18 protein-coding genes and 1 pseudogene are annotated in these 17,662 nt (G+C 65.7%); 8 read left to right on the forward strand and 11 right to left on the reverse strand.

Annotation, left to right across the window (positions count from 1 at the left end):
* Positions 1–64 precede the first annotated feature (64 nt).
* From AWB70_RS11250 to AWB70_RS11260, 3 genes are read left to right on the forward strand one after another with little or no spacing between them, the layout of a single operon-like run.
* Positions 65–808, forward strand: a complete 744-nt coding sequence (locus AWB70_RS11250) for an SDR family NAD(P)-dependent oxidoreductase (RefSeq protein ID WP_053570221.1) — start codon at positions 65–67, stop codon at positions 806–808.
* A gap of 38 nt (positions 809–846) precedes the next feature.
* Positions 847–1,053 (forward strand): hypothetical protein, encoded by a 207-nt coding sequence (locus tag AWB70_RS11255; protein ID WP_053570220.1) that lies wholly within the window; start codon positions 847–849, stop codon positions 1,051–1,053.
* On the forward strand, positions 1,050–2,282 hold the full coding sequence (locus AWB70_RS11260; RefSeq protein ID WP_053570219.1) for an LLM class flavin-dependent oxidoreductase: 1,233 nt from the start codon (positions 1,050–1,052) through the stop codon (positions 2,280–2,282). The genes AWB70_RS11255 and AWB70_RS11260 overlap by 4 nt, the downstream gene beginning before the upstream one ends.
* A 160-nt stretch (positions 2,283–2,442) precedes the next feature.
* Here the strand turns inward: AWB70_RS11260 and AWB70_RS11265 are convergent, their stop codons facing one another.
* The 7 genes from AWB70_RS11265 to AWB70_RS11295 are packed head-to-tail and all read right to left on the reverse strand — an operon-like array spanning position 2,443 to position 10,318.
* Positions 2,443–4,065, reverse strand: coding sequence for a rhodanese-like domain-containing protein (locus tag AWB70_RS11265; protein ID WP_053570218.1), 1,623 nt, complete (start codon positions 4,063–4,065; stop codon positions 2,443–2,445).
* A gap of 6 nt (positions 4,066–4,071) precedes the next feature.
* On the reverse strand, positions 4,072–5,520 hold the full coding sequence (locus AWB70_RS11270; protein ID WP_053570217.1) for a flavin-containing monooxygenase: 1,449 nt from the start codon (positions 5,518–5,520) through the stop codon (positions 4,072–4,074).
* Positions 5,521–5,523: 3 nt separating this feature from the next.
* Positions 5,524–6,387 (reverse strand): transporter substrate-binding domain-containing protein, encoded by an 864-nt coding sequence (locus AWB70_RS11275; RefSeq protein ID WP_053570216.1) that lies wholly within the window; start codon positions 6,385–6,387, stop codon positions 5,524–5,526.
* Between the two features lie 28 nt (positions 6,388–6,415).
* Positions 6,416–7,606 carry a cystathionine beta-lyase gene (gene metC, locus AWB70_RS11280; RefSeq protein WP_053570215.1) on the reverse strand — a complete coding sequence of 397 codons (1,191 nt, stop codon included), beginning with the start codon at positions 7,604–7,606 and terminating at the stop codon, positions 6,416–6,418.
* A complete protein-coding gene (locus tag AWB70_RS11285) occupies positions 7,606–8,220 on the reverse strand; it encodes a cysteine dioxygenase family protein (protein WP_053570214.1) in 615 nt (204 codons plus the stop codon). Before AWB70_RS11285 ends, metC begins: the two co-directional genes overlap by 1 nt.
* Positions 8,221–8,237: 17 nt before the next feature.
* Positions 8,238–9,074, reverse strand: coding sequence for an amino acid ABC transporter ATP-binding protein (locus AWB70_RS11290; protein ID WP_082378133.1), 837 nt, complete (start codon positions 9,072–9,074; stop codon positions 8,238–8,240).
* A complete protein-coding gene (locus AWB70_RS11295) occupies positions 9,071–10,318 on the reverse strand; it encodes a pyridoxal phosphate-dependent aminotransferase (RefSeq protein WP_053570213.1) in 1,248 nt (415 codons plus the stop codon). The genes AWB70_RS11290 and AWB70_RS11295 overlap by 4 nt, the downstream gene beginning before the upstream one ends.
* A gap of 202 nt (positions 10,319–10,520) precedes the next feature.
* Here AWB70_RS11295 and AWB70_RS11300 point away from each other — a divergent pair, with 202 nt between their 5' ends.
* The 5 genes and pseudogenes from AWB70_RS11300 to AWB70_RS38720 all read left to right on the forward strand — a co-directional run bounded on the left by AWB70_RS11300 (position 10,521) and on the right by AWB70_RS38720 (position 14,724).
* Complete coding sequence (locus AWB70_RS11300) at positions 10,521–11,348, forward strand: transporter substrate-binding domain-containing protein (protein WP_053570329.1); 828 nt, start codon at positions 10,521–10,523, stop codon at positions 11,346–11,348.
* Positions 11,348–12,091 carry an amino acid ABC transporter permease gene (locus tag AWB70_RS11305; RefSeq protein ID WP_053570212.1) on the forward strand — a complete coding sequence of 248 codons (744 nt, stop codon included), beginning with the start codon at positions 11,348–11,350 and terminating at the stop codon, positions 12,089–12,091. Before AWB70_RS11300 ends, AWB70_RS11305 begins: the two co-directional genes overlap by 1 nt.
* On the forward strand, positions 12,081–12,914 hold the full coding sequence (locus tag AWB70_RS11310; RefSeq protein WP_053570211.1) for an amino acid ABC transporter permease: 834 nt from the start codon (positions 12,081–12,083) through the stop codon (positions 12,912–12,914). Before AWB70_RS11305 ends, AWB70_RS11310 begins: the two co-directional genes overlap by 11 nt.
* Before the next feature lie 25 nt (positions 12,915–12,939).
* Positions 12,940–14,548: pseudogene (locus AWB70_RS11315) on the forward strand (rhodanese-like domain-containing protein).
* An 11-nt stretch (positions 14,549–14,559) separates the two neighbouring features.
* A complete protein-coding gene (locus AWB70_RS38720) occupies positions 14,560–14,724 on the forward strand; it encodes a hypothetical protein (RefSeq protein ID WP_159680226.1) in 165 nt (54 codons plus the stop codon).
* Between the two features lie 305 nt (positions 14,725–15,029).
* Here the strand turns inward: AWB70_RS38720 and AWB70_RS11320 are convergent, their stop codons facing one another.
* The 4 genes from AWB70_RS11320 to AWB70_RS11335 form a co-directional block, all read right to left on the reverse strand.
* Positions 15,030–15,560, reverse strand: coding sequence for an MFS transporter (locus AWB70_RS11320; RefSeq protein ID WP_143281628.1), 531 nt, complete (start codon positions 15,558–15,560; stop codon positions 15,030–15,032).
* A 23-nt stretch (positions 15,561–15,583) separates the two neighbouring features.
* Positions 15,584–15,880 (reverse strand): hypothetical protein, encoded by a 297-nt coding sequence (locus AWB70_RS11325; protein WP_143281629.1) that lies wholly within the window; start codon positions 15,878–15,880, stop codon positions 15,584–15,586.
* Positions 15,881–15,955: 75 nt separating this feature from the next.
* The gene (locus tag AWB70_RS11330; RefSeq protein ID WP_082378132.1) at positions 15,956–16,738 is read right to left on the reverse strand and encodes a sugar phosphate isomerase/epimerase family protein; all 783 of its coding nucleotides are present in this window, start codon (positions 16,736–16,738) and stop codon (positions 15,956–15,958) included.
* 25 nt (positions 16,739–16,763) lie between these two features.
* On the reverse strand, positions 16,764–17,597 hold the full coding sequence (locus AWB70_RS11335) for a shikimate dehydrogenase family protein (protein ID WP_053570207.1): 834 nt from the start codon (positions 17,595–17,597) through the stop codon (positions 16,764–16,766).
* Between the last annotated feature and the right edge of the window lie 65 nt (positions 17,598–17,662).

A 17,662-nucleotide genomic window follows, 5' to 3' on the forward strand; every position in this document is an offset into this window, starting at 1 on the left:
TAATCCGTTTGTTGTGGACGTCCGACGCCCGAACATGAAGGGCTTCCAACTACGGTCCCGGTCCATGTCCCGTCACGAATCCTTTGCCGAGCGCGTCTACTGGGTCACCGGCGCGTTCGGCGCGCTCGGTTCGGCGACCGCCCGGCGGCTCGCCTTGGCGGGCGCGCATGTCGTCGCCTCCTCGCGCACTATCGATATGCGCCTCTTCGAAGACCTGCCGCGCGTCGTGCCGCTCGCCGTCGATGTCTCCGATGACGCGAGCGTGCGCGCCGCTCACGCGCAGATCCAAGCCCGCTTCGGGCGCCTCGACGGCCTCGTGCTCAGCACGAACGTCGGCGCGTTCGGCGATTTTCTAGATCTCACCGACGACGACTGGCATCGCGTGATCGACGCGAAACTGCTCGGCTCCGTGCGACCCATTCGCGTCGCGCTGCCCGGCTTCATCGCGCAGGGCAAGGGCGCGATCGTCGCGATCTCGGGACGCGGCGGCATTGCGCCGCCGCCGAACCACTTTCCGGGCTCGAGCGTCAATGCAGCGCTCGATCTGCTCGTGCAGGGCCTCGGCCGCAAGTACGGACCGCACGGCGTGCGTGTCAACGCCGTCGCGCCCGGTCCGATCCGCTCGCCGCGCTTCGACGCCATGGCAAGCGGTCAGGACGATGCGGAACCCACACGTCTCACCGCGTTGGACGGCCCCGGCACGCCCGACGACGTCGCGGCGGCGGTCGCCTATCTGCTCTCCGACGATGCGCGCTTCGTCACCGGCACGCGTCTCTACGTCGACGGAGGCGGCCCGCCCTACGCCTGATTGTTCATTCCAACGCTTATACGAAGGACTTCTCGCTCATGCCCCGTTTCGTATCCGCCGCGCAGTTGCGCACGCTCATCGCCCAACGTTCGGAACTCGCCGTGCTCGACGTGCGCGAGGAAGGCGAACTCGTCGAACAGGTGGAACGCGATGCCATCGCCTCCATCGACGTGATCGACTTCGGCACCGCCACTGCGCGGCGCAGCCGTGAACGGCTCGCCGCATCCTCCGGACCACGCGCATGAGCAGCATCGCGACGGCCGCGTTCGACGGCGCGTCGAGCCCAGCGGACATCCCCGGCAGCCCGTTGCACGCCGCGTTTGCGCAACCGCTTATGCTCGGCCTGTTTTTGCCAATTCAGAACGGCGGCTGGTCCATTTCGACCTTGCCGCGCGGCACCGACTGGCGCTTCGATTACAACGCGCGTCTCACGAAACAGGCCGAAGCGCTGGGATTCGATCTCGTCTTCGGTCTGGCGCAATGGCTCGGTAAGAACGGGCATGGCGGGACGCTGAAATACCGCGAGCAATCGCTCGACGCATTCATCGCGACGAGCGCGCTCGCGGCGATCACCGAGCGCATTCTGCTGATCTCGACAGTGCACGCGCTGTACGGCCCGTGGCATCCGCTGCATCTGGCGAAGTTCGGAGCGACGCTCGATCACATCTCGAACGCGCGCTGGGGCATCAATCTCGTCACCGGTCATGTCGCCACGGAATGGGCCATGTTCGGCCAGCCGATGATCGAACACGACGAACGCTACGTGCGAGCTGCCGAGTTCGTCGGCGTGCTCGATACACTCTGGCGCAGCGATGCAAACCTCGATATACGCACGCCGCACTGGCAACTGAACGACGCCTTCGTCAGCCCGCGTCCGCGCTACGGACGGCCGGTGCTCGTCAATGCGACGGGCTCCGACGCGGGCATCGACTATGCGGTGCGTCATTCGGACCTGATCTTCATTACCAGTCCCGCAGGCGCGGATTTCGACGATGCCATCGGCGCGCTGCCCGCGCACACCGCGAAAATCCGCGCGGCCGCCGCCCGCGTGCAGCGCCGCGTGCGCACGCTCATCAATCCGACCATTGTCTGCCGTCCGAGCGAACGCGAAGCGCATGCCTATCGCGATGCGATCGTCGCCCATGCGGACGAAGGCGCGCTCGATGGCTTCGTCGGACAAGCGCGCCACAGCGATGCGAAAGCGTGGGCCAGGCATAGGCGCGAACAACGCATCGTCGGCGGCAATCTTCATCTGATCGGCTCGCCCGAGCAGATCGTCGACAAGCTGCTGGCGCTCAAGCGCGCCGGCTGCGACGGCGTGCAACTCACCTTTTTCGATTTTGAGCCCGATCTCGCGTACTTCGGCGAAGCCGTGCTGCCCCTGCTCGTCGAAGCGGGCCTGCGCCACGACCTCGGTCATCGATCCACTTCCTTGCCAACGACCTTAAGACTCCCAAGCGGCAACTGCACCTGAACACCAACATTACCGGTGTCGGACGTCACCCGGCGGGCTGGCGCACGCTGGACAATCCGCGCGCCATCATCGACCTGAACTCCGCCCGGTTCAAGCGAATCGATCCCGCGATGTTATGCGGCATGCTGCAGATATGCTTATCAACGGCCTCGCGGGCCGTTCACTGGCTAAGGACTGCGTCCGCGCGCAGACGATAACCGGCGCGCGCCGCATCGCCGATCTGCGCGGGCAACTGCTCTTCCCATTGCAGGTACTTCGTGATCGCCGCGACGTTGCCTTCATGACGGTCATGCGCCCAGAACAGATAGTCGATGCGCGCATCGTCGGCGGGATGCTGCGGCGTCGATTCGACTGGCAGTTGCGCCGCACGCCACGCAGCGAGCCCGCCGCGCACGCATTCGACCCGCGCATGCGGCAGATGCTCGCGCAGATCGATCGCGAGGAGCGCCGCGAGTGTATCGTCGTCGCCAAACACGACGATGGCCTGCAGGTCGCGCAAAGCATCGACGACAGCATCGACACGCGCGCGGTTGATCCATTCCGCTCCCGCCGGATGCGCCGTCCGATACGCCGCGCTTGATCCCGCGACGACGCCCGCCGCGCCCTCGCTCAACCGTTGCGCGGCCGCGAGCGGATCGATCCAGTGCTGCCCCGCCCACGACAGTTCGAAGTCCGCGCCGCGGCGTTCGCACACCAGCGTGACGCCTTCGAACGGAGCGCGCAGCACGTACACATCGATGCCTAGCTGCGCAAGCCAGTGCGCCGTGACGATCGCGCGAGTCCGATGCTCGTCGACGAGCACCGCGCGCGCATGCCGGGTTCCGATCCAGCGGTCGGTCGTCTGAACGAGCTGGCCGCCGGGCGCATGCACCGATCCCGCGACGTGACCTGCATCGAATTCCGCGGCAGTACGGACATCGAAAAGATACGTGGTGCGCGATGCATCGCCTTGCCAATCGCGCAACTGCGCATGATCGATCCAGCGCACGTCGAAACGCGCGGCGATCGAAGCAGCGCGCGCCTGCGCGGCCTCGCCCGGCGCCGCATGCGCAAGCGCAGCCGGCGACGCGCCCGATTCCAGTTCGAAGCCCGCGCGGCGCCACGCCTGCGTGCCGCCGCGCAGCGCAAACACCGGATTGCGCACGCCCGCGTTGATGAGCGCCTGCGCGCCGATGATCCCGCGCGTGCGCCCCGCGCACGACACGACGATGGTGCGCTCAGGATCGTCGAGATACGCATCGACGAGATGCAGCAATTCCGCGCCCGGCGCGCTGATCGCGCCCGGCACGTGGAAGCGTTCGAATTCCTCGGCGGTGCGGCAGTCGAGCACGACGACCCCCGAATCTTTCGCGCGCCGCGCCTGCAGTTCCCGCGGATCGAGCTGCGGCGTGTGATACGCGAGCTCGACGCATTCCGCGAACGCCTTGCTCGGCACGTTGACGCCTTCGAACAGCGTCTGCCCCGCGTCGCGCCATGCGGCGACGCCGCCTTCGAGCACTGCGACAGCGCCGTAACCGAGCTCGGCGAGCCGGCGCGCGGCGTCAATCGCGACACGCTGTACGCCATCGTCGATCAGCACGATGCGCGTCGACAGGCGGGGCAACGGCGTCGCAATGTCGCGCTCCAGCGTGCTGTACGGCACGTTTATCGCGTGCAACGGATGACTCCAGCCGAACTCGCCCTCCTCGCGAACATCGACGAGGGCGAGTTCGCGTTCATCGCCGAGCCAGTCGAGCAGCGTGCCGATTCCGATATGGTTGACGTCGTATGCCGAAGCGGTCATGAAAGGTCAGTCCTGTATAAGCGGCTGTTGCTGTTCCTGCGGGTTCCAGACACTCGCCGCGTAGAGCGGCTCATCGAAATCGGCGGGGATGTCGGCATTGAGGCGTGCAGCGTGTGCGTCGAGATCAGCGTGAAACAGATCACGGCTGATGCGCCGAACGACCGCCGGAATGTCGCGCTTCATGCTTGGCACGTCGCCGACCGGCACGCCCGCGCTGACGAAGCCCGCCGGGTTGTAGACGTGAATATCGCGCAGCCAGGGCGCCGCGCCCGGTGTCTTCTCGAGATATTCGAGTGCTTCGCCGAGATATGGATGCGCACCGAGCACCGCATCGGCTTCGGCGGTGGGCGGCGTGTACTGGTCGCGCCACAGACGTACATGCGGCGCGATATCCACGAGTTCCGGCCGGGCGGGCACGTCGATGACATAGCCCGTCCCAGCGATCACGAGGTCGGCGAAGAAAGCGGTGCCGCGCACGTTCACGGCAATGCGATTCGCCTCGACGCGCGCCGCGCCGATGGTCGCGCCGAGATGCAGATGGAAGTTCGCGAAGCGCGTCACGCGCTCGATCGAATCGCGCGGGGCAGTCGAACCCTCGCGACGGAAACGCCGCGCCTGCGACCAGCGCAGGGCATCGGGAAGGCTATGATAGTTGTCGTAGGCGCCGGGATAGCCGCGCGTGCGCGAGACCGGCTTCGAAGCGAGCGCATCGCGGCGCGCGAACAGATGCACGTCGGCGGCGCCGGCTTCAAGCGCAGTGGCGGCGGCATCGAATGCTGACGCAGCCGCACCGATCACCGCGACAGACTTGCCGCGCAGCGCTGCGAAGTCGATGGCTTGCGACGTATGTCGTAACAGCGCGGGCGGAAGATGTGCCAACGTATCCGGCAGATGCGCGCGTCCGTTTCCCGCGATGCCATTGCACAGCACAATCTTGCGCGCCGTTTCGACGCGTGCTTCGCCGTTCGCATCGAGATGCAGCCGGAAGTGATCGCCCGCCGGCTCGATGCGCGCGAGCCGCACGCCATAACGCACGGGAATGTCGAGAAACGCGCGATACCACGCGAGATACGCGGCCCATTGTTTGCGCGGCGCGCGCTCGATCGACCTGTACGCGTCACGGCCGAAGCGTGCTTCGTACCACGCGCGAAAACCGACGCCCGCAACGTCGATCTCCGGCCCGACGAGCGTCTTCGGCGTACGCAGCGTGTTCATGCGCGCGCGATTGAGCCACACGCCGGCGCCGTCCGCGTCCCTGGCCGCGTCGATGACGCTCACGCGCCCGATGCCCGCGCGACGCAGCGCAAAGGCGAACGCGCAGCCCGTCTGCCCGCCGCCGACCACGAACACGTCGTGATCGATGCCCGCACGCGCGAGCACCCAGTTCTCGGGCGCGGGGCCGAGCAGATCGAGCGCGCGGCGCGCTTCGCCATCGACATCGAAGAATTCGCTCATGCGTCAGTCCTTCGTTGCGTTGTTCGCGACATTCGCGTTGCTCGAATACTGCCGATGCCATGCGAGCAGTTGCTGCGACGGCGGCATGTGCCACTTGTTGCCTTCATCGATCAGAAAGCCCGTGCGGTGCCAGTCCTTGACGATGCCGTCGAATGCGGCGACCGTATCGCTCTGCCCCTTGCGCGCCCAGATCACGGACGGCGACGGGATAAGCTGCGTTTTCATCGGCGATTCATAGTCCTTCCATTCGCCCGATTCGCTCAGGAGCCGCGCCTGAATGCCCGGTGTCACATGCACGGACGCGACGCACGCGCCGCCGCGCAGCGCGAGCAGCGCCTCCGGCATGCCCTTGAACGCCTTGATCTGTGCGCCGTATTGCTCGATCAGCGGCTTCGTGTAGTTGCTGCCCTGCGACACGCACACCGCCTTGCCGCGCAGATCGCCCCAGTCGTGGATGCCCGCGCTCTTGCGCACCATCGCGGAGCCGCCGATCTCCTCGAACGGCGTCGGCGCATAGCTCAGGATTTCGTCGCGCTCTTTCGTGTACTGCATGCTGGCGATGAGCGCATCGACCTTTCCTTGCTGAAGAAATTGAACGCGGTTCGGCGGCGTCACTTCGACGGCCTCGAACTTCACGCCGAGATGCTGCGCAAGGCTCTGCCCGAGCTCGACGTTGTAGCCGACCGGCTGGCGGGTCACGGGATCGAGCGAGCCATACGTGCCGTCGAGCACCACGCCGACGACCAGCACGCCGCGCGACTTGATGCGATCGAGTGTGGCGTCGGCATGCGCCGACCCGGCGACGGCGGCAAGCACGAATGTGAGAAACGCGTTGAGACGCGCGCGGCTGCGTGAGCGATGCATCATTCGAATCTTCCGTTTGTGAGGTATGCGTTCAGCGCGCGATACGCCGGAAGGCCTGCGCGAGATCGTCGATGAGATCGCGTGGATCTTCGAGGCCGACATGCAGCCGCACCACCGGTGCGCCGCCGCGCCAGGCGCTGTGCGTCTCGAGCCGCGAGGCGGGCGCGATCAGGGCGAGGCTTTCGTAACCGCCCCACGACGCGCCAATGCCGAAGAGCCGCAACGCATCGACGAACGCGACGGCATCGGCGAGCGTCGCATCGCGCAAGGCGAACGACACGAGCCCGTTCGCACCGTGGAAATCGCGCTGCCAGAGCGCGTGGCCAGGATCGCCCGGCAGCGCGGGATAGAACACGCGCTCGACGACGCCGGTGGCTTCCGCGAGATAGCGCGCGACATCGAGCGCGTGCCGCTCATGCTGCGCGAGCCGCACGGCCAGCGTGCGCACGCCGCGCAGCGCGAGCCATGCATCGTCGGCGCCGACGGACAAGCCGAGCGCTTCGTGCGTATCGCGAAGACGCCGCGCGACGTCGCGGTCCTTCACTGCCACCGCGCCCTGCATCAAGTCCGAATGGCCGCCGGCATACTTCGTGATCGCCTGTATCGAAATATCGGCGCCGAGTTCGATGGGCCGGTACAGCACGCCCGCTCCCCAGGTGTTGTCGGCGGCGAGCAACGCGTCGTGCTGTCGCGCGAACGCGGCGAGCGCGGGAAGATCGACCACTTCGTACAGAAACGACGATGGCGATTCCGCATAGATCAGCCGCGTGTTCGCTCTGACGTCGTTCGCCGGCAAGCCGGCGCCCGCGCTGAAGTACGAGAACGACACGCCCAGCCGCGCAAGCAACGGTTCGATACGCTCGCGCACCGGTCCGTAGACGCTGTCCTGCACCAGCACGTGATCGCCCGGCGACAACAGCGCGATGAAGGTCAGCGAGATGGCCGCGAGACCCGACGGCGCGAGCAGCACATGCTCCGCGCCTTCCAGCTCGCCGAGCGCCGATTCGAGCGCGCGATGCGTCGTGGTGCCGTGACGCCCGTAAGTCGCGACGGCCTCGCCCGCCTCGCGCCGATGATGCAGCCCCGCGCGCGCGGCATCGTTCTCGAAGCGCACCGTGCTCGTACGCACGAGCGGCGCGTTGACGGGCGCGGCGCCGTCGTCGAACGCGGGTGCGCCTGCGCGCAGCACGCGTGTGTTGAGACGATCGCGTTGTCCCGGCATCAGCCGACCGCCTGCGTCGCGCGCTGCATATGTGTCGCGTTGTAACGCACGACGCGGCCCGTATCCGGCTCGAAACCGAGGCGGCCCGTCAGCGTTTCGAGCGGACGGCCATAGAGATGGAAATGCAGCGTCGGCGTCTCGCCGCTCACGTGGATGCTGTGGATGTCGTCCGGCAGGAACGCGATCGGCGTGCCGGGGCGCACAAGCACTTCCCGATCCACTTCGAGTTGCGCGTGGTCCGGATCGGCGCCATCGTCGGTGCGGCGATACACGCGGTTCAGCTCGTCGCCATCGACCGCGACGATCACCGCCCACGTATCGTGGTTATGCGGAATCGTCGTCTTTCCCGGCAGCAGCGAGTTGAGATAGAGCGCAAAGCCGTCCTCGCCGGGATTGAGCCGATAACGCACCGACGTGTCACCGCTTTGCGCTTGCGGCGGCGGGAAATCGTCGACATCGAAAAGATCGGAACGTGTGGCGAGTTCGGCGAGACGTTCGCTCAGGCGACCAAGCGCGTCGCGCGTCAGGCCGTCTTCGCCGACGATGCGCCGCGCATCGGCCAGCAGCGCCTGCACGGCTTCGTTGCGTCGTTGTTCTTTATGCGTCGTAGTCATGCTTAGAGGGGGCTAGGTTAAACGGCTCGCAGCGGCAGATGATTTCTGTCGTCGCCGCGCGCGCGTTGCAGAAAGAGGCGCGTGCGCTCGTTGCGCGGATGACCGAACAGTTGCGCGGCCGGCCCGTGCTCGACGATCACGCCGCGTTCAGTGAAGAAGACCTCGTCGCTGATGTCGGCGGCAAAACGCATTTCGTGGGTGACGAGCACGCAGGTCTGCCCCTCGTCCGCCAGCTCGCCGATGACGTTCAGTACTTCACCGACGGTTTCGGGATCGAGCGCCGATGTCACTTCGTCGAACAGAATCAGGTCGGGCCGCATCGCGAGCGTCCGCGCAATCGCCACACGCTGCTGCTGCCCGCCCGAGAGCGCACCCGGATACGCATGCGCCTTGTCGGCGAGACGCACCTTCGCGAGCAGCGCGTGCGCGTCGTGCTCGGCTTCCGCGCGGCTCTTGCCGAGCACGCGGCGCGGCGCGATTGTCAGGTTGTCGAGCACGCTCAAATGCGGAAACAGGTAGTACTGCTGGAACACGAAGCCCACGCGCTTACGCAGCGCAATGCGCTCGGCGTCGCTTTGCTGCGCGCGCACGTCGATGCCGTCGATGTGAATCGAGCCGCGATGCGGCGTCGCGAGGCCGTTGATGCAGCGCAGGATCGTCGATTTTCCCGAGCCCGACGGTCCGATGATCGACACCGCCTGACCGCGCGCAACTGTCAGGTCGATGCCGTTGAGCACCGGCGCGCCATCGTAGGCGAGATGCAGGTCGCGGATCGATAGCAGCGCGTCCCGCGTGCGCGGTTCGCTGACGGGCGGTTCGTCGAAGGTCGAAGAAGCGAGCGCGATGCGGTTCATGCGGCCTCCTGCTGCAGACGTGCCGGCGCTTGGGCGCGCTTCAGCGCCGCGACGGCGGCGGCGAGCCGCGCGGCGCCTTCGACGAGCTTCGCGCTGTCCGCGACCATCGACAGGCGAATGTGGTCCGGCGTGCCGAACGACGTGCCGTCCACGACGGCGAGACCGTGTTCGTGCAACAGGTATGCGACGAAATCGACGTCGCTCGCGATCGTCTCGCCCTTCGGCGTCGTCGAGCCGATCAGCGCGTTCACATCGACGAACGCGAAGAACGCGCCTTGCGGCGGCACGCAGCGCACGCCGTCAATCTTCGCGAGGGCGTCGAGCAGCAAGCCGCGCCGCTCGCGATACGCCGCCACCGACATCGCGACGAACGCCTGATCGCCGCGCAACGCGGCCGCGAGCGCCGCCTGCCCGATCGACGACGGAGACGACGTCGATTGCGACTGCACGACGACCATCGCGCGAATCAGTTCGACGGGGCCCGCGCCGTAGCCGACGCGCCAGCCGGTCATCGCATAGGGCTTCGATGCGCCGTTGACGATCAACGTGCGGGCCGCGAGATCGGGCGCGAGCGTCAGAAAGTGATCGCGCGCGCCTCCATCGAAACGAATGTGTTCGTAGATTTCGTCGAGCAGCACCCAGACGTGCGGATGCCGGCGCAGCACGGCGGCGAGCGCGCTCAGTTCGTCGATGTCGTACACCGCGCCGCCCGGATTCGACGGCGTGTTCAGGATCAGCCAGCGCGTGCGCGGCGTGATGGCCGCTTCGAGCCGCGCGGGCGTGAGCTTGTAGCCGTCCTCGGGGCGCGACGCGACCGTGACTGGCACGCCATCGTTGATAGACACCATCGCTGGAAACGACTGCCAGAACGGCGCGGGCACGATCACTTCGTCGCCTTCGTCGAGCGTCGCGGCGAACGCGTTGTAGATGACATGCTTGCCGCCGCTCGACACGATGATCTGGTCCGTCGCGTAGTCGAGACGATTTTCGCGCGCGAGCTTGTCCCGGATCGCGGCGCGCAGATCGGCGGTGCCGGCTGGTGGCGTGTACTTCGTATCGCCTGCGGCGAGCGCCTCGATCGCGGCCTGCTTGACCGGCACCGGCGTGTCGAAGTCGGGCTCGCCCGCGGTCAGCTCGACGACCGAACGTCCGCTGGCCGCCAACGCCTGCGCGCGCGCCTTCGCGGCGGCATTGGGTGCGAGGCCGATTCGCGAAGCGCGGCGGGAAAGAATCAGTTGGGTCATCGCGGGTTCCGTGCAAGTCAGCCAATGATTCTATGGATCGCCGACGCGCGCGCTAACCAACGATTGCGTGAATGAATATCGCATGAATCGCGATGCGCATCTGCCGCAGTTCGCCATTTGCTTAGCAGATTCGCTTCGTTTTCCGGCGACCTGGATGCGGCTATCGTCGAGTGCTGCCCTCGCCGACCTTCACACCTTCCGCATGATTACAACGACCTTATTCCGGCGCGTCAGCGCGACCGTCGTCCTCGCCTCGCTCAGTTTCTCCGCCTGCGCCGACGCCACGCTCGAGCGCATCGCGTCGCGCCACGAGATCGACGTCGGCGTGATGATCGCGGGCAGTCCCTTCGGCTCACTCGATCCGCAAACGCAGCAGCCGCGTGGCATCAACGTCGATCTCGCGAACGACATCGGCAAGAGACTCGGCGTGAAGGTCAATCTCGTGTCCGTGCAGCCGTCGACGCGCGTGCAGTTCCTTCAGCAAGGCAAGGTCGACATTCTGATCGCCAATATGGAATACACGCCGCAGCGCGCCGAAATGCTCGACTACGTGCCGACGCCCTATTACCGCGTCGGCGGCACGGCGATCACGCCGAACAACAGCGGCATCGCGCGATGGGAGGACCTGCGCGGCAAGCCCGTCTGCATCTCGCAGGGCAGCAGTTATATCCGGCCGGTCGTGGAGCGCTACGGCGCGGTGCCGCGCGCGTTTCCGGGCGCGTCGCAGTCGCTGCTCGCGCTGCGCGGCGGCAGTTGCGTCGCGGCCGTGCACGACGCCGCGCCGCTGCTGTATCCGCTGCAACAGCACGATCCCGAATGGCGCGACTACCGCACGTTGCAGCCCGAGCTGATCCCGGCGTCGTCGGTGATCTGGGTGCGTCAGGGCGAGAAGGACACGGCCGCGAAACTCAACGTGATCGTCGAGGACTGGCATCGCAGCGGCTTTCTGATCGCGTCCGAAGCGAAGGCCGGCTTGCCGCCGTCTCAGGCGCTCGTCGAATGGCACGCCAGTCTGCCGAAGGGGCCGTGATGAGCGCATCGCTGCACACGCTTCTCGCTGCCGCTGCGCGCGCGGGCTTCGACTTCCGCTTCCTGCTCGATGCCTACGAGCGCGATCCGTTTCTGCAGGGCATCGTGGTGAGCATCGAGATCATCGTCGCGACGATGATCGGCAGCGCGATCGCGGGGCTAGCGCTGCTTGTCGCGGTGCGCGGCAGGCGCGCCTGGCTCGCGAATGCGGCGCGCGCGTTCATCGAACTGACGCGCAGCACGCCGACGCTCGTGCAGCTGTATTGTGCGTTTCTCGTCGTGAACATGCTGATCACGCAATGGTTGCAGATGCATCACGCGGACAATCCGTTCAAGCCGTTCTTCTGGATCGTGCTCGTGCTGTCGCTGCACAAAGGCGCGTTTCACGCGGAAGCGCTGCGCGCGGGCTTCGACGCGCTGCCGGCACAAACGATTGAAGGCGCTGCGTCGCTCGGGCTCGATCGACGCAGCCGCTTCTGGCGCATCGAGTTGCCGCTCGCGCTGCGCACCGCCTTGCCGACGCTCGTCAACAACGCGGTCGAGCTAGTGAAGGCGTCGGCGCTGGCATCGGCGATCGCGGTCGGCGACATCACGTATCAGTCGATCATGATCTGGACGCAGCGCGACAACGTGCTCGCGCTGATGGTGCTCATTCTGTCGTTCTACGGCGCGCTGACGTGGCTCGTGAGCCGCGCGGGGCGCTGGCTCGAACGACGTCTCTGGATACCCGGCTATGGCGCATGACACACTCGCTTCTTCCCCGGCGATCGCCGCGCCGCGCGGCAGGACGCGGCCACTGTCGGGCTTCGCGTCGGGCACGGCCGCGATCGTCGGCGTGCTCGCGTTCGGCGCGCTGCTATGGGCGATCGCGCCTGAATCGGGATCGCGCATCGACACGCTCAAGCAACTCGTCGAATGGACTCCCGCGCTCGCGCACGGCTTTTCGCTGAACATCCTGATCAGCCTGGGCGCCGTGGCGATCGGCACCGTCGCGGGCGTCGTCGCAGGCGCGATCGCGTTGTCGCGCTCGTTCGCGGGACGCGTCGCGCGGTGGCTCATTCAGGCGTTTCGCAATGCGCCGTGGCTCGTGCTGATCTACTTCACGACCTACGTGTTTCCCTTCGAGTTCAACGTGTTCGGCAAGACGCTGCCCTTTCCGGACTGGCTGAAGGTGACGCTCGCGCTAGCGTTGCCCGCAGCCGCGAACATCGCGGAAATCTTTCGCGGCGCGGTCGCCTCGACGCCAACGACGCAATGGGAAGCCGCGCAATCGCTCGCGTTTTCGCGGCTTCAAGTGCTCGTGCACATCGTGCTGCCGCAATGTGCGCGCCGCATGCTCCCGCCGTGGACGAACGTATACTCGATCATCACGATGGGCACGGCGCTGTCGTCGCTGGTGGGCATTCACGATCTGATCGACACCGCACAGATCGCGAGCAGCACGGTCGCGCGTTCGAGTTTCACGGTGCTCACGTATGTCGCCACGCTCGTCGTTTTCTTCGCCTACTGCTATCCGATTTCGCGCTTCACGCGCTGGCTTGAACGCCGCGTAACCTCGTCCGCATGACACCCATCACATCGAATCCGCACGAATGACCTCTCATCCGCTGCGCACGTATGAAGACGTGCGCGAAACGCTGCTCGCGAAACGCGAAGTCGCCCTGCTCGACGTGCGCGAGGAAGATCCGCATGCGCAGTGTCATCCGCTGTTCGCGGCGAACTTTCCGCTCGCGCGCATCGAACTCGATACGTGGACGCGCCTGCCCCGCCGCGACGTGCCGATCGTGTTGCTTGACGATGGCGAAGGACTCGCCGCACGCGCCTTCGACAAGTTCGTCGCGCTGGGCTACACGCGGGTCGCGCTGCTCGCGCGCGGCCTGGACGGCTGGATCCGCGCAGGGGGCGAAGTGTTTCGCGACGTCAACGTGCCGAGCAAGGCGTTCGGCGAGTTCGTCGAAGCGCAGCGCCACACGCCGTCGCTGTCGGCCGAAGCGCTCGATGCGTTGCAGAAAAGCGGTGAGAAGCTCGTCGTGCTCGATGCGCGCCGCTTCGACGAATATCGCACGATGAACATCCCCGGCAGCGTCAGCGTGCCCGGCGCGGAACTGGCGCTGCGCGTGCGTGCGCTTGCCCCCGATCCGGCGACCCGCATCGTGGTGAATTGCGCGGGCAGGACGCGCAGCATCATCGGCGCGCAGTCGCTCGTCAACGCGGGGCTGCCAAACCCGGTCGCCGCGCTTCGCAACGGCACGATCGGCTGGACGCTCGCGGGGCAAACGCTGGAACACGGCAGCGAGCGGCGCTTCGATGCCGATGCGGGACGCGAGCCGCCTATCCTTGAAACATCACGACAATCCGCACTGGCGCTTGCGACGCGCGCGGGCGTGCGCCGCACATCGATCAACGAAGCGGCGCGCTGGGCTGGCGAGACATCGCGCACGACATATCGCTTCGACGTGCGCACGCCCGAAGAGTATGAAAGCGCCCATGCGCCCGGTTTCCAGGGCGCGCCGGGCGGCCAGCTCGTGCAGGAGACGGAGATGTTCGTGCCGGTGCGCGGCGCGCGCGTCGTGCTCTTCGACGACGATGGTGTGCGCGCGAACATGACGGCGTCGTGGCTCGCGCAGATGAACATCGACACCTATGTCGTCGATGGCGCGCATCGTGGCGATCTGACGGAAGCTGGCGCCTATCGCCCTGAACGGCCGCATCCCGCGCCTTCGCCGAAAATCTCGCCGCGGGAACTGGCCGCGCTGCTCGACGGTGCATCGGCCGGCAGCCGTGCTGCTCGATGTCGCGCCGAGCGCGAATTACGTCAGGTCGCACATCCCCGGCGCGCACTGGATTCTGCGCTCGCATCTCGCATCCGCTTACGATGATGTGCGCAATCTCCCAGACGCCCGGCATTACGTGCTGACGTGCGGCTCGGGCGCGCTGGCCGCGTTCGCCGCCGCTGATCTCGCAGCGCTGACCGGCAAGCCCGTCTCCGTGCTCGACGGCGGCAATGCCGCCTGGACGCGCGTCGGCCTGCCGGCCGAAGGCGGCGAAGCGAAGCTCGCGTCGCCGCGCATCGATCGTTACCGGCGGCCGTACGAGGGCGTCGGCAATGCGCGCGAAGCGATGCAGGCGTACCTCGACTGGGAATACGGGCTTGTCGCGCAACTGGAGCGGGACGGCACGCATGGGTTTTTCGTCATCTGAGGAGGCCGAACATGACTCGCATGAACCGGCGCGCCTTCAACCACATCGCCATGACGTCGCTGCTCGCAATCTCCGGCGTGCGCGCGGCATCGTCGTTCGGGGCCGCGAAGCCGGCGCCCATTGCCTTGCGTATCGGCTATCGGAAGTCGTCGACGCTCATCACGCTGCTCAATTAGACGAACCTGCCGCCCAACCGCTCATGTCCGGTTGACGAGGTTACCAGGTGTGGTCCTGCGCGGTCCCGAGGACCGGTCGCGGATTTCGGCACTCGACGCCAAGCAGCAGTTCGACCTACGCTTCTTTCGATGACCGGTTCCGCAGGTACACCGGACGATGGACTTGGTAAGAAAGCAGCAACGATCGCCCGTCATCGGAACACGCTTGTTCGACGTGGCGTTGCGGGATGGCGCGAGAGCGCCGGTAAAGCACCGGGCCACTCCATAGCCATGTCCGATACGTGCCGTCGCGTCATTCCATCGCTTCACGTGTGCAGGGCCTTCACAACTGCCGGTTGTGAAGAACGCCGCGTGCCAATAAACAGAATCGCTGCAAGCACGACGACACCGCTAAGCAGGATCAGGCCAGCCACGCTGGAACCGATGCTCGCGTCGGCCCATGCCTTCACATTGGGTGAGACAAAGTTGCCGACGTTGCCGATCGTGTTCACCATCGCGACGCCGGAAACAACCGCCATGCCACCGAGGTAGTTCGTGAGCATCGACCAGAAGATGGGTTGAACAGCCCACAGGCCCGCTACCGCGAGACAGAGTGCGATCATCGATAACAGCGGGGACGCGCCCGCCGCGACGAACATCGAGATGGCGGCGACCAGCAGGCTCGCAAAGCCGAAGACCACCAACCTGTTTCCGCGGGCGGCCCATCTCGGAACAGCAAAGGTCGCGATGAGCGCACACGTCCACGGAATCGCGACGACAAACCCCACGAGTGCATTCGGCCCTGTGCCGAGCAGTTTTCCGACGAAGGTCGGAAGGTAGAACACCACCACCGACACGCCCATCTGGATGAGAAAGAAAATCAGCCGAAGTACAGCACGGTCCGGTCGGAAAGCGCAGAGACCGCGCTGTGAGGGCCATGCGAAGTCTTCGACGACTGCTCCGCCTGGAGCACGGCGAGCAGTTCGCGTTTCTCGTCTGCTTCGAGCCAGTTGGCGTCGGCCGCTTTGTCATCGAGATAAAACCAGGCCCCTACGCCGACGGCCGCCGCCAGTCCTTCGAGCATGAACATCCACTGATAGCCGTGCAATCCGAATACACCGTCGAATCGCAGGCCTGGTCGACCTCTCGACCGCGCGATCGGAAGCAGTGTTGCCATTGATGACGGCATCCATATTTGTCTCCTCCGGTGAGGTTTGCTCGCGTGCTGCGAACCTTGTTTAATCAGCAGGCGTTATGCGGCGCTCCACGCCGCGCGCAAAAATGCCGCACTCTCCCGCATCGAGGTCAGCGGTTCATCCTTGACCCCGCATTCAGCACTGAGAAGGCCCTGATAGCCGCCGGCTTTGAGATGCCCAAGAAACGTCGGATAGTCATACGAACCTGTGCCCGGATTCAGCCGGCCGGTGTCTGCGAGATGAATGTGAGCGAGCCAGGCGCAGTGCTCGCGCACTTCATCGAGCGGCTCGCTTTGTTCGTCCATGTGATAAAAGTCGGCAAGGCCGCGTACTTCCGTCCGGTTCAGCTTTTTTGCCAGCCGCACACCATCTGCGACGCTATTCACAAGATTCGATTCCTTGCGATTCAATGGCTCGATCACGAGGGTCGTGCCGCTGCCCTGCAATGCGTCGGCGCACCATGCGAGCGTGCTCAGGAATTCGTCTTCAGCCTTTGCCTGAGTCCAACCGTCCGGAATGTTGCGTGTCCAGCCGCTGCCGAGCACGACGACGCGCGCTCGCGCAAGCGTCAACAGTTCCACGACGCGATCGAAATAGGTGCGATTGCGGTGCTCGTCCTTCTCCGGACCGACGATGCGCGCATCGTGCGGAAAGAGATAACTGAACGCGAGCGCGGGCAGCGGCAGATCGCCGACGCGCGCCTTGGCATCCGCGAACGCCGTGTCATCTTCGAGTTTCATCGGCACGAGTTGCGCCTCGATGTAGTCCAGCCCTGCTTCTTTCATCGATGTCGCGTTCTGCAGTGGGCCACACCAGCCGAACCGGGGTGTCGTCGTCATTTCGTCTCCTTGCTGTTCGATGGATTCAGTAGCTCAGCTTCGCGACCGAGCGCAGCACTTCCGGCGTGGTCGTCGGAAAGCCGAAGAATTCGAGGTAAGCGGGAATCTGCTCGAACAGCATGTCCGAGCCAACCTGGAAGCGGCAGCCGCGAGCCTGCACAGCCTTGAGAAACGCGGTCATCTCGCTCCTCATCACGACTTCACCGACGAAGGTCTCCGGCGCGATGCGCTCTACGTCCACCGGTAGTGGATCGCCATCGTCCATGCCCATCGGCGTCGCGTTCACGACGAGGTCGTAACCCGCCGGATCATTGTTGCCCGTCGTGACTTCGAGCCTCGGGTAATGCGTCGTGAGACGCGCTTTCAAGCCTTGCGCCGATTCAGGCCGCGCGTCGAAGAGACCGAGCCACGCCACGCCAGCCGCGGCCAGCGACGCGGCGATCGCCGATCCCACCCCGCCGCAGCCTACGACGAGCACGCGCGCGCCTTCGAGCTTGCAGCCCTTGCGCCGCACGCCCCGCACGAAGCCTTCGCCATCGAACATGTCGCCGACGAGGCGTCCGTCCACTGCCCGCCGCACCGCGTTGCACGATCCGGCGATCTTCACGGTGGGCGTGGCCTCATCGAGCAAGCCCACGGTCGTCACCTTGTGCGGCATGGTGACGAGCGCGCCACGGATGTTCTCGAGCGTGAAGATCGAGCGGAGGAAAGCCGGGTAATGCTCGGGCGTGCAACCCATCGGCACGACTACGGCATTCACGCCGGCGTGTTCGAAGTAAGGGTTGTAGATCATCGGCGACTTGAAAGCGTGCGTTGGATAGCCGATGTGGGCGATAAGTCCGGTGTTGCCGTTGATCATGCTTGTCTCCGTTTCAAAGCATGATCGAAGGTTACTATCGCCCATCCGAAGTATTATTAGTCGAT

Source organism: Caballeronia cordobensis, assembly GCF_001544575.2.
GTDB classification, from domain to species: Bacteria; Pseudomonadota; Gammaproteobacteria; order Burkholderiales; family Burkholderiaceae; genus Caballeronia; species Caballeronia cordobensis.